This window comes from Desulfosarcina alkanivorans (assembly GCF_009688945.1).
GTDB classification, from domain to species: Bacteria; Desulfobacterota; Desulfobacteria; order Desulfobacterales; family Desulfosarcinaceae; genus Desulfosarcina; species Desulfosarcina alkanivorans.
On the sequence record NZ_AP021874.1, the window covers coordinates 2,009,614 to 2,022,379 of the forward strand.

Sequence of the window (12,766 nt, forward strand, 5' to 3'; positions counted from 1 at the left end):
TTGCGAATCGGTTCAAGAAAAGAAAACCGGAAGGATCGCCTATTGACCGGTCCCCTGTTTCTGGTAAAAAGAAGCGTTTCGCCAATCTTACCGAAAGCCGATGACCCGCCCATGAACAGCGACCCAACCGCGGAAAGCCGTCAACCGCTGGCCGGCACCCTGTATGCCTTTCTGGCCTTTCTCATATGGGGATTGAGCCCCATCTACTGGAAAGCCCTCCACGGCGTGGGTGCATTTGAGATCATCCTGCACCGCATCCTCTGGTCATTCGTGTTTCTGATGCCGCTGATATGGCTCGGCCACCAGTGGGCCGAATTCAGACAGACGATAAAAAGCCCCCGGATGCTTTCCATTCTGCTGATCACCTCCCTTCTGGTGGGCGCCAACTGGCTGATCTACATCTGGGCGGTGAACAACGGGCGGGTGCTCCAGGCCAGCCTGGGGTACTACATCAACCCGCTGGTCAACATCGTCCTGGGAATGGTCTTCCTGCGTGAGCGCCTCCGCCGGGCCCAGGCCGTCGCGGTGGTCCTGGCGACCCTGGGGGTACTCAACCTCACCTTCCGCTACGGTGTGTTTCCCTGGGTCTCCCTGGCGCTGGCCCTCAGCTTCGGCGTTTACGGCCTGGTCCGCAAAGTGGCTGCGGTCGGCGCCCTGGTGGGCCTGACCGTCGAGACGCTGCTGCTGACCGTCCCTGCAAGCATATGGGTGTTTCACCTGCACCGGATCCAGGCCGGGGCATTTTTACATACCGGCCTGACCACCGACCTGCTGCTGCTGGGCACAGGGATTTTAACGGCCACACCGCTGCTGCTTTTCAACCTCGGCGCCAAACGGATCACCCTGGCCACCCTGGGATTCATCCAGTACACCGCACCCACCGGCATGCTGCTGCTGGGCATTACCATGTTCGACGAACCCTTTACCCGGGTTCAGGCGGTGACCTTCGGACTCATCTGGACAGCCCTGGCCATCTATTCATGGGATACGGTTCGTGTCCATCGACAACGGGCCCGCGTTGAGAGAGAAAAATCCCCGGGCCGGCCGGGGAAACCGGTGTGACCCGCCGTGGGGTTCCTTTCAGGGCCGGCCCGTGACTCCCGGCGCCACGGAGGGTCGCAGCCAGGCTCCTGACCACGGGACCCATGGTTGCAAAAATGCCACCCTGGTCCAGCGGCGCCGGGCCAGGCGCCCCTTGGAGCCGAACCGGATGGTCTTTTCGAATGCGCACTCCCTGAAGGCCCCCCGCAGCATCATCTGCAACACGGACGCGGGGGGGCACCCCCTGAACCCATCCCGCGGCAGGCCGATCGTTTCACCTTGGCACAGCCTGTGCTCATGAGGCTCAGGAAGGCCCATCGATGGTTTCGATCGCGTGGGCGCCACCCCAAACGGAACCCCCTGCCAGAAGCGTCAATGTCTCGAAAGGAGGAATAGATGGCCAAAATCGGATTGATCCGCTGCCAGAAAAACGAAACCCGCTGTCCGCTCACCGGGTGTTTCAAGTGCTTGGAAAACAGGGAACAGGGCTTCTCTGGACATGAGCAGACCGAACTCGTCGGGGTGTTCACCTGCCGCTGTCCCGGAGACGGCCTGGTCGATATGGCCAAAATACTGAAAAGCAAGGGGGCCGACACGATCCACGTCTGCACGTGTACCTTTTCTCACAAAGCGGATGGCAAATGGATTGCCGGCAACGGGTTCTGCGGGGATGTCGACCGCCTCATGGCGCAAATCGCCAGCGAGACGCAGATGCCATGCGTCAAGGGTACCGCCCATCTGCCCGAAGGGTATCATCCCCGGGTTTTCGGTGGACAACGCACGTGAAAACGGCCCTTGACTGCGTCCCCTGCTTTGTGCGTCAGGTTCTCGATGCAAGCCGGATGGTATCCGCGGATCCCGCCCTTCACCAGCAGATGGTTCGGGAGTTGCTGCACTGGACCGCTGAAATGGATCTGGATCAGCCGCCGCCGGTCCTCGGACAGCGCCTCCATCGACGACTGCGCGAAATTTCCGGGGTCGCCGATCCCTACCGTGCAGAGAAAAACCGTTTGAACCGAATGGCCATGGGCGTGGTGTCCCGGATCGAGGCAAGGATGCGCATGGCTCAAAACACGCTGACCACCGCCGTCCAGTTGGCGATCGCAGGAAACGTGATCGATCTGGGGGCCAGCGCCAGCATCACCCGCGAGGATGTGCTCCGGTCCGTGGACCAGGCGCTGGCGGAGCCGTTAACCGGCGATCAGGACCGGTTCCGTCAGGCGGTCGGCAGCGCCCGGCAAATTCTGTATCTGGCGGACAATGCGGGTGAGATCGTCTTCGACCGCCTGCTGATCGAAGCCCTTTCGCCGGACCGGGTCACCCTGGCCGTACGTGGCGCTCCGGTAATCAACGATGCGACCATGGCCGATGCGCAAGCAGCTGGAATCCACCGTATCTGCAGCGTCATTGACAATGGCTCGGATGCCCCCGGAACGCTGCTGGATGATTGCAGCAGGGTGTTCCGGCAGCGGTTCATGGAAGCAGACCTGATTATTGCCAAAGGCCAGGGGAATTTCGAAACGCTCAGCGAATCCCCCTACCCGGTTTTTTTTCTTTTCAAAGTGAAATGCCCCGTGATCGGCGCCCACGCGGGGCTGCCGGTGGGAACCCATGTGCTGGCCCGGTCCCGGGCGGCGCCATAGTTCCCACGGAACGATTCACGGTTCACCCGCCCGTCGACGCGCATGTCCGTCTCCACCGGGACCATGCCGTTCTCTTTTGTCGTCGAAATGTTTTTGAACAACACGTCGGCCCCTTCCGGTGGTCTAAGGCCGTCACCCGCCAAAAGACAATCCGATTGAGCAAATAATTGTGAATTTTGTCAAGAATCCAAACAACTTGACAGGGTTTTAACCATATGGTAGCTTTTTTCCGATTTATTGCCCGGGATCAATTCGCCCGGTTCGGGTACCAGCAGTCGGGACGAGCAGGGATTAAATGCTTACTGACACCGGGCTTAACCGAAAACGCAACGACATATCAAACAAGGTTGACGGGGGAAAACTATGGATGGTCGCCGGACGCCCGATCCGAAGCCTGAAAAAGAGAACGAGTCGATCGATGAGGAGATCATTGATCTGAAGCAGGTTATCGAAGGGGGAGATGACGACGATATCATCGATCTTAACGATATCCTGGAACAGCCGGATCAGGCCTCGGTGGAAACGGACGACGTGGTAATTCCCCTGGAGGACGCCATTCCGACTCAGGAGACCGCCGCACCGTCCGCGGAACCGGATGACAGCATCATCGACCTGGAAGATGTGGCCACCACGCTGGAGGCCGACATTGCCGATACGCAGCCGGACGTTCCCACCCTGACGGAAGCGCCGGGCGCGGCCGCGGCGGCCGACGATGAAGGCGTTATCGATCTTCTGGATATCGCCGCGCTCGACACGCCCGACGATGACCGGCCACCATCGCCGGCCGATGAAAACGAAATAGAAACCGCCGCACCGTCCGCGGAACCGGATGACAGCATCATCGACCTGGAAGATGTGGCCGCCACGCCGGAGGCCGGCATTGCCGATACGCAGCCGGACGTTCCCCCCCTGACGGAAGCGCCGGGCGCGGCCGCGGCGGCCGACGATGAAGGCGTTATCGATCTTCTGGATATCGCCGCGCTCGACACGCCCGAAGACGAAAGAGAGACCGCCGGACGGTCCGAGGAGCCGGATGACAGCATCATCGACCTGGAAGATGTGGCCGCCACGCCGGAGGCCGGCATTGCCGATACGCAGCCGGACGTTCCCCCCCTGACGGAAGCGCCGGACGCGGCCGCGGCGGCCGACGATGAAGGCGTTATCGATCTTCTGGATGTCGCCGCGCTCGACACGCCCGAAGACGAAAAAGAGACCGCCGGACGGTCCGAGGAGCCGGATGACAGCATCATCGACCTGGAAGATGTGGCCGCCACGCCGGAGGCCGGCATTGCCGATACGCAACCGGACGTTCCCCCCCTGACGGAAGCGCCGGACGCGGCCGCGGCGGCCGACGATGAAGGCGTTATCGATCTTCTGGATGTCGCCGCGCTCGACACGCCCGAACAGGCGGGTTCCGGGGATGAGGAACTGGCGGATCTGGAAAGCAGGGCGGAAGCCATGCTGACGGCTGCCACCGGGAGTACGATGGCACCGGACGACGATCCGTTCGGTGCCGAGACCGCCGAAGAAGCCGCCGAGACATCCGGACCGGACGCCGAGGTACCCGTCCTCGATCACGAGGACACCCTCGCCGAACCGGCGCCGAAGGCCCGGCCGGCCGTTGCCGTCCCGTTTTCCCCGCCCAGCCCGTCCGAACCGCCGGAGGCTGAAGCGGTCACGCCCACCGACCAGCAGGTGGAAGCGGCGCTGGAGCGGGTCATCGAAAAAATTTACGCTGAAAAAATCGAGCAGATGATGATCCGGACCATTGAAAAAACCGTGAAACGGGAAATAGAAAAAATAAAAAGCGCGCTGCTGGAGGACAATGACAGCATGGCTGGATAGCCGTGCCGCCAGCCTCCATTCGCAACCAACAGACCTAAACGGGGATTAGTATTAATCCCCTTTTCCATTTTTGTCGGCCCGGGTAGGACCACCGGGCCGTTTTGCACAAGGAGCATCTACCCCATGAGTCGTGAACCACTGGACAAGAGTTATTCCCCTGAAGATGTTGAAAAACGCTGGTACGCCTACTGGGAGCAGGAAAAACTGTTCGCCGCCGATGAGAACACCACAAAAAAGCCCTATTCCATTGTCATTCCACCGCCCAACGTCACCGGTGTGCTGCATATGGGCCATGCCCTGAACAACACCATGCAGGACATCATGTGCCGCTATCGCCGCCTGAAGGGGGACAGCGTCCTGTGGATGCCCGGCACGGATCATGCCGGCATTGCCACCCAGAACGTCGTGGAGAAGAAACTGGCTGCCGAGGGCACCGACCGGCACCAGCTGGGCAGGGAGAAATTCATCGAGGCCGTCTGGGACTGGCGCAAGGAATACGGCAGCGCCATCATCAACCAGCTCAAGCGCCTGGGGGCCTCCTGCGACTGGGATCGGGAGCGCTTCACCATGGACGAGGGGCTTTCCCGGGCGGTGAGAAAAGTATTCGTCCAGCTCTACGACGAAGGCCTGATCTACCAGGGGAATTACATCATCAACTGGTGCTGCCGCTGCCACACGGCCCTGTCCGACCTGGAGGTGGAGCACGAGGACCTGGACGGCCACTTCTACCACATCCGCTATCCCTTCCCCGACGGCTCCGGATCGGTGGTCGTGGCCACCACCCGTCCGGAAACCATGCTGGGCGACACGGCGGTGGCCATTCACCCGGAAGACGAACGCTATGCCGACCTGTCGGCAACCAGGGTAGTCCTGCCGCTGATGGATCGGGAGATTCCCATCATCCGGGACACCTACGTTGACCTGTCAACCGGCACCGGAGCGCTGAAGGTCACCCCGGCGCACGACCCCAACGACTTCGACATCGGCACCCGCCACGGCCTGCCCAGCGTCAAGGTCATCGCCGACGACGGCACCATGACCGACGACGCCGGCCGCTTCAAAGGCATGGACCGCTTCGCGTGCCGCAAGGCCGTGGTCGCCGCCCTGGAGGCCGACGGGCTGCTGGAAAGGGTCGAAGCCCACCGGCACAGCGTGGGCCACTGCTACCGCTGCAAGACCATTGTGGAGCCGAACCTCTCCCGCCAGTGGTTCATCAAAACCAAGCCACTGGCCGCAAAGGCCATCGAAGCCGTGGAGACGGGCAAGACACGCATCGTCCCCGAATCATGGACCAAGACCTACTACGAGTGGATGAACAACATTCGCGACTGGTGCATTTCCCGCCAGATCTGGTGGGGACACCAGATTCCGGCCTGGACCTGCCAGGGCTGCCGCCGGATGATCGTGGCCATGGACGCGCCGGACGTCTGCCCGGATTGCGGATCGAGCGACCTGGTCCAGGAGACCGACGTGCTGGACACCTGGTTCAGTTCGGCCCTGTGGCCCTTCTCCACCATGGGCTGGCCGGACCGGACCCGACTGCTGGAGACCTACTACCCCACCTCGGTGCTTGTCACCGGGTTCGACATCCTCTTTTTCTGGGTGGCGCGCATGATGATGATGGGTATCCACTTCATGAAAGAGATCCCCTTTACCGATGTCTACGTGCATGCCCTGGTGCGCGACGAGGAGGGGAAAAAGATGAGCAAATCCACGGGCAATGTCATCGATCCCCTCAACGTCATCGACAAGTACGGCACCGACGCGTTCCGGTTTACCCTGGCCGCCTTTGCCGCCCAGGGCCGGGATGTGAAAATGAGTGAAAAGCGGGTCGAAGGCTACCGCCACTTCATCAACAAACTCTGGAACGCCGCCCGGTTCTCGCTCATGCACCTGGAAGCGGGCTTCGAGGCCATCGATGAGAAACACATTTCCCTGCAGGACCGCTGGATCCTCTCCCGCCTCAACCGGGTGGCCCGGCAGACCGAAGCGGCCCTGGATGCCTACAAGTTCAACGAGGCCGCCAGCGCCGTCTACCAGTTCGTCTGGCATGAACTGTGCGACTGGTACCTGGAGGCCATCAAGCCCACCCTGTACGACAAGGCCGGCACCCGGGAAAAAGCGGCCAGCCTGTCGGTGCTGTGGCACGTCTTCAAAGAGGCGCTGATCCTGCTGCACCCCTTTGCCCCCTTCGTCACCGAGGAGATCTGGCAGTCGTTCCCCGGCACCGAGGGCTCGATTATGAAAGCGGCCTGGCCGGACCACATCCGGCCCGGCGACGATCCGGCCTCCGAGACGCAGATGGAAACGGTGATGGCCGTGATCACCGGTATCCGCAACGTGCGCGGGGAGATGAACATATCCCCGTCTACGGCCCTGACCGTGGCCGTCCATCCCGAGGACACGGAGACCGGCCAGGTGATAGAAGAGAACCGCGAACTCATCGAAAACCTGGCCCGCCTCAACGGTATTTCCGTTGACGCGGCCATCCAGCGTCCCCGGGCGGCGGCCACGGTGCTGGTCGACGGGGCAGTGATTTACGTGCTGCTGGAAGGCATCATCGATTTTGCCAGGGAGCAGGCGCGCCTGGAAAAAGAAATCGCCAAGCTGACCAAGGAATTGTCCGGCATGAATAAAAAACTGGGCAACGAGGATTTTCTCAAGAAGGCACCGGCCGAAGTGGTCGAGGGCGTCCGTGAAAAGCACGCGGCCAAACTGGAAAAGCAGCATGCGCTGGAGGCCACCCTGGCGCGCATCACGTCCATGATGGAATGAAACCATGCACACCACAGACGACCTGATCCAACTGGCCCTGAAGGAAGACATCGGCCCCGGCGATATCACCACCGGCAACCTGGTTGCACCGGAGACCCGTGGAACGGGCATCATCATCGCCAAGCAGGACCTGGTGATCGCCGGCCTGGGGGTTGCCGGCCGAGTCTTCTCCGCCCTGGAACCGGAAATTGAATTCGACGCCCTTTTCACGGACGGCGACCGGATCCCCTCCGGCAGCACCGTGGCCAGGATCAGGGGCACCCTGGGGACTCTGCTGAAAGGGGAGCGCACCGCCTTGAACTTTCTTCAGCGCCTGTCCGGTATCGCGACACAGGCACGCGACTATGTCGGTGAGGTTGCCGGGACGTCGGTGAAACTGGTGGACACGCGCAAGACCACCCCGGGATGGCGGGTGCTTGAAAAATATGCGGTTCGCGTGGGCGGGGCCCACAACCATCGCATGGGCCTGTATGACGGCGTGCTGATCAAGGACAACCACATCGCCGTGTCCGGCGGCATTGCCAATGCGGTTAAAAAGGCCCGGGCGGCGATCTCCCACCTGGTCAAGATCGAGGTGGAGGCGTCCACCCAGAAAGAGGTGCAGGAGGCGCTGACGGCCGGTGCGGATATCATCATGCTCGACAACATGGACCTGGATCAGATCGGCAGGGCCGTCCGCTTGATCGACAAACGCGCGCTGGTGGAAGTGTCCGGCGGGGTGACCCGAAGGCGGCTCGGGGAACTGGCCAGGACCGGGGTGGACCTGATCTCGATCGGCGCCCTGACCCACTCCGCCGTGGCCGTGGACCTGAGCATGACCATAACGGCGAATTGAGGAATTGGGGGATTTAGGAATCAAGGGATTATTGAAGAAAACGGCATTTTCCCCGTCACCCGATCGTCTGTTTGCGTTTTAATTCCTCAATCCCCTAATTCGCCAATCCCTCAACCCGTAATGATATGATACCTATTCGCGACACCACGCCCTCCAAATCCGTTCCGGTGGTCAACAACACCCTCATCGGCATCAACGTGGTGTTTTTCCTGGTGCAGCTGGCCCAGGGGCCGGCCCAGGACCATTTTGTCTACCTTTACGGCCTGGTCCCGGCAAAATTCACCGTTCCCCGGGTCGCGGCCTATTTCTCATTCGGCCAGAACCTGCTGTCCCTGTTCACCTTCATGTTCCTTCACGGCGGATTCATGCACCTGATAGGGAACATGTGGACCCTTTACATTTTCGGCGACAACGTGGAAGACCGGCTGGGATCGGCGCGCTACATCGCTTTTTACCTGCTGTGTGGCCTGGCATCGGGCATGTCGCACCTGCTGCTCAACGCCCACTCCAACATTCCCACCATCGGGGCCAGCGGGGCCATCGCCGGGGTCATGGGCGCCTATTTTATCCTCTATCCGGGATCGCGCATTCTCACGCTGATCCCGATCATCTTCATTCCCTGGTTCGTGGAGATACCGGCCTTCTTTTTCCTGGGGATCTGGTTCGTCCTGCAGTTTTTAAATGCGGCCGGAAGCTCCGGGCATGCCGGCGGAATCGCCTGGTGGGCCCACATCGGCGGATTCGTATTCGGCGTCCTTTTTCTAAAGCTGTTCGATCGCATACCGGCTACCGGTGTCACCGACCGGCTTCGCCACGCCACGGAAAAGAAGCGCTCCCACCGTTTCCAGGTGATCAAAACAGGGCGCGGCGAGGAAGCGGCCAACCTGTACGGCAGCCTCACCATCACCCAATACGAGGCCATGGTGGGCGCACGCAAACTGGTCACCATCCCCTGGGGACTGCAGAAACGCCTTTACCATGTCGTCGTCCCCCAGGGCATCGCCGACGGCCAGGTACTGCGGTTAAAGGGCGTGGGCCGCCCGAAATCCGACGGCACCCGCGGTGACATGATGCTTAAAATCAAGGTTCAGCACATTTGAACATGGCCATCGGCAACACCAATCCTTGCAAAGCATCGAAAATTCAATTATGGGTTGGTGGGCCGAAACCGTTGGGCGAGCCAACGACGCCGGTATGGGTAAAATTCCTGTTTTAAATTAAATTCCAATAACTTGAACAATATTAGCGGGAATCCGGATGCGGCACGCGATTTAAATTAATCCATACCCCGGAAGGCGGGGCCGGCAACAAGAATTTCTCACTCTGCGACCATAGACACCATGAAAATCTTTCTGATCAATCCCAGTTGCGCTGTTGAAGAAGGCCGAGATCTGTACACCAACGATGTGGCTGCAGCATTGTTTACCATGCAGCCGTTCAAGAAGGTCACCCTGGGGATGCCCCTGGCGCTTCCGACCCTGGCGGCGCATACGCCGTCTCGCCATGAAGTCAGGATTATCGATGAGGAAATAGAGGACATCGATTTTAACGAACCGGTCGACCTGGTGGGTATCACCGCCATGACCTTTAAAGCCAAACGGGCGTACGAGATCGCACACGAATTTAAAAGGCGCGGTGCAAAAGTCGTCATGGGAGGCATCCATGCGTCCATGAGCCCGGACGAAGCGCTCAGGTATGTCGACAGCGTGGTGGTCGGCGAGGCTGAGGATTTATGGGAGACGGTCATTGATGACACTGAAAACGGGAAATTGAAGCGATGCTACAAAGCCGATGGATTTCCCGATCTGGAACGATCGACCCCCCCCAGGTACGATCTGGTAAAAAACAGAAGCTACGCCTACACCTACCTGCAAACCACCCGGGGGTGCCCCTACAATTGTAAATTTTGCACGGTGACCAAGCAAAACGGGCGGAAAATACGTAAAAAACTGCCTGAACAGGTCATCGCTGAACTGGATGCCCTGCTGAAACTGAAACCCAAAAAGGAGTTTGTTTTCCGGGACGGAAAAGATGGACGCTGCAAGAAATTCATGGGCAACATCGCGTTTATCGATGACAACTTCGCCATCGACCGGAATCATGCACTGGCCGTGTGCCGCGCATTAAAACAGTATCAGGAGGACAAGGACGTTATCATCGGCTGGTACACGCAGGTGAATATCGACATCGGATTCGATGAAGATCTGCTGGAGGCGATGGCGGATTCCAACTGTCTTCATGTATTCGTCGGCGTCGAAAGCGTTGATCCGGATATTCTTAAAAAAATGAACAAACGGATGAACCAGCCCCGGCGCTACGCCGAGGCAGTCGGGAACATCCAGCGGCACGGTATCCGCGTGATCGCTTCAACGATAATCGGTGAAGACGGGACCACCTGGAAAAGCACGGAGGCATTGAAGTCCTTCCTGGACGAAAACCATCTGCTGCACGTTCTGGTCAACATTTTAACCCCCTACCCAGGAACGGAAATCCGGGATGAATTCGCCGAAGAAAAAAGACTGCTGACAAGCAATCCTCAGAAGTACAACATTCGAAATGTGGTCTTCAAGCCAAAAGGCGTCTCCAAAGAACAATTGGAAGAGATGTATGTGTGGCTTTGCAGATCCGTTTTCAATTATCGTGCGACGTACCGGCGCGGCCGCCCCTTATTGAAGTATGCCAGGCGGCTGTCCCTGCCGTTCTATCTTCGGTTGCCCGCCGTGGGCGGATATCTTTTCACGCTCATGATCCTTTTTTTCCGTGGAAAACTAAGGCTGCGGCCCGCCTTCTGGGCATTGTTCAAGATACCGTATTTAATCCTCTTCAACGGCACCTTCTATGCGATGGAAATCCTTTCGATGGCTATCGATTACGATGATTTCGCCAATCGGGAAGAGGCCCGGTTCATGACGGAGAGCGTCAATCTGGGCGACGAGGACAATTTATTGAACATCCCCCATAAAATTGTCCCGGTGGTCGACCCCAAAGGGAAAAAATACGGGACCTTTTACGTTGACGGGATGGATCTCCGGAGATATGGCTTCCCGGTTCCGAGTGAAAACTTCAAAAAGCCGGTATTGCTTCTCGGCGGCACCAGCATCCCCGTCACGGACCGCAAGAAGCTGATCAAATCCTTTCTGGAGGCCGGGTATGAAGTGGCGTCCATCGAAAATCCGATCGGCGGGCCTTTGGACTTCAAAATCAACCCCGTCAAAGAACGGCCGGATGCACTCAAGGATTATCTGGAGCAATTGCGACGGTCTGACCGCATCGAGGAAATCAATGTGGTGGCCCAGTCCTACTCGGCATTTGAACTGGTCAGGGTGCTGCTGGACGACCCGCTTCGGTACAAGGGTCTGGTGAAATCCCTCATTCTGGTGAATCCCCCCGGATTCGACGAAAATCTAAACATGGCCAAACATATTTTTCGTTTTTTGTGGAAGCACGCGATTTGCGGGTACCTGAAGCCGGTATCCAGCCATCCGGACAAGATCGGTTTCGGAAAGAACGAAAAAGTCGGCATCCGCACCTGGACGGCGAAGTCCCTGACCAATATTGTCCGAAGTTTGCGGGAAGTGAATGATATCGTGCATTACCGGATCAAAATGCCCTTAAAAAAATTGCAGGAGCACGGATACAAAGTCTGTTTTTTCCTCCAGACATCCGACCAGTTGGTTCCAGCCCGTATCACCCTGCGGCATGCCAAAGATCTGGTGCCCCGTGAGCAGATAAAATGCGTGGAAGGGGGGCATAACGATCTGTTTTTCCAGAAATGGCAGAGAAACGCGTTTATCGAGTATTACCGGCAAGTGACACGGCATCCATAAGCCAGCCGAAGGCAGGACCTCCGCATCCGCTAGGCCAGCAGGCCGCCGTCGCAGGTCAGGCAGGCGCCGGTGGTGTAGGATGCCGCCTCGGACACCAGGTACAGCACCGCACCGGTCATCTCGGCCGGGGCCGCATGGCGCCCGAGGGGAATCTGATCGACCACCATCTTGTAAATTTCCTCGTCGTTCATCAGCACCGATGAGAAATTGGTATCGGTGAAGCCCGGCAGCAGCGCATTGACGCGGATCCGGTGGGGCGCCAGCTCCTTGGCAAAGGCCCGGGTCATGGTAATCAGGGCCCCCTTGGTGATGGAATAAACGCCCTGAAAGGCCGCCGGCCGGATGCCGTTGACCGAGGAGACGTTCACCACCGCCCCCCCGCCGGCGGCCTGCATGAGGGGAATGGTCTTCTGAATCATGAAAAAAGGCCCCTTCAGGTTCACGTCCAGGGTTTTCCCCCAGGCAGATTCATCGATGGCGGCCATCTCACCGAAATAGGGGTTGGTGGCGGCATTGTTCACCAGGATGTCCAGCCGGCCGTACCGCTTGCGAATCTCTTCGCAGAGGGTGTCAATATCCGGGAGGCTGCCCATGTTGCATGCGAAACCGGCCGCGCGGCCTCCTTTTTCTCGAATTTCAGCGGCGGCCGCTTCGAGGCGATCCAGTTTGCGGCTCACCAGGATGATCTCCGCCCCCTGATCGGCCAGCGTTTCGGCAACGGCCCGGCCGATGCCCCGGCTGGCCCCGGTGACCAGAACGATGCGGCCTTTAAGATCAAATGATACCATCAATATCTCCTC

The 12,766-nt window shown here is 59.2% G+C and carries 9 protein-coding genes; 8 read left to right on the top strand and 1 reads right to left on the bottom strand.

Annotation, left to right across the window (positions count from 1 at the left end; translation table 11 throughout):
• Positions 1–111 precede the first annotated feature (111 nt).
• The 8 genes from rarD to DSCA_RS08905 all read left to right on the top strand — a co-directional run bounded on the left by rarD (position 112) and on the right by DSCA_RS08905 (position 11,966).
• On the top strand, positions 112–1,062 hold the full coding sequence (gene rarD, locus DSCA_RS08870; RefSeq protein WP_155316088.1) for an EamA family transporter RarD: 951 nt from the start codon (positions 112–114) through the stop codon (positions 1,060–1,062).
• A gap of 375 nt (positions 1,063–1,437) precedes the next feature.
• Positions 1,438–1,827, top strand: coding sequence for a CGGC domain-containing protein (locus DSCA_RS08875; protein ID WP_155316089.1), 390 nt, complete (start codon positions 1,438–1,440; stop codon positions 1,825–1,827).
• Positions 1,824–2,684: a damage-control phosphatase ARMT1 family protein gene (locus DSCA_RS08880; protein WP_167527679.1), complete on the top strand. Its 861-nt coding sequence runs from the start codon at positions 1,824–1,826 to the stop codon at positions 2,682–2,684. The genes DSCA_RS08875 and DSCA_RS08880 overlap by 4 nt, the downstream gene beginning before the upstream one ends.
• Before the next feature lie 363 nt (positions 2,685–3,047).
• Positions 3,048–4,529, top strand: coding sequence for a hypothetical protein (locus DSCA_RS08885; protein ID WP_155316091.1), 1,482 nt, complete (start codon positions 3,048–3,050; stop codon positions 4,527–4,529).
• Positions 4,530–4,652: 123 nt separating this feature from the next.
• Positions 4,653–7,304, top strand: coding sequence for a valine--tRNA ligase (locus DSCA_RS08890; protein WP_155316092.1), 2,652 nt, complete (start codon positions 4,653–4,655; stop codon positions 7,302–7,304).
• A 4-nt stretch (positions 7,305–7,308) separates the two neighbouring features.
• Entirely contained in the window at positions 7,309–8,139 is an 831-nt protein-coding gene (gene nadC / locus DSCA_RS08895) for a carboxylating nicotinate-nucleotide diphosphorylase (protein ID WP_155316093.1), read from the top strand.
• A 125-nt stretch (positions 8,140–8,264) separates the two neighbouring features.
• Positions 8,265–9,239 (top strand): rhomboid family intramembrane serine protease, encoded by a 975-nt coding sequence (locus tag DSCA_RS08900; RefSeq protein WP_155316094.1) that lies wholly within the window; start codon positions 8,265–8,267, stop codon positions 9,237–9,239.
• 240 nt (positions 9,240–9,479) lie between these two features.
• On the top strand, positions 9,480–11,966 hold the full coding sequence (locus tag DSCA_RS08905) for a B12-binding domain-containing radical SAM protein (RefSeq protein WP_155316095.1): 2,487 nt from the start codon (positions 9,480–9,482) through the stop codon (positions 11,964–11,966).
• Between the two features lie 29 nt (positions 11,967–11,995).
• On the opposite strand, the gene DSCA_RS08910 is transcribed toward DSCA_RS08905, so the two are convergent.
• Positions 11,996–12,754: an SDR family oxidoreductase gene (locus tag DSCA_RS08910; protein ID WP_155316096.1), complete on the bottom strand. Its 759-nt coding sequence runs from the start codon at positions 12,752–12,754 to the stop codon at positions 11,996–11,998.
• Between the last annotated feature and the right edge of the window lie 12 nt (positions 12,755–12,766).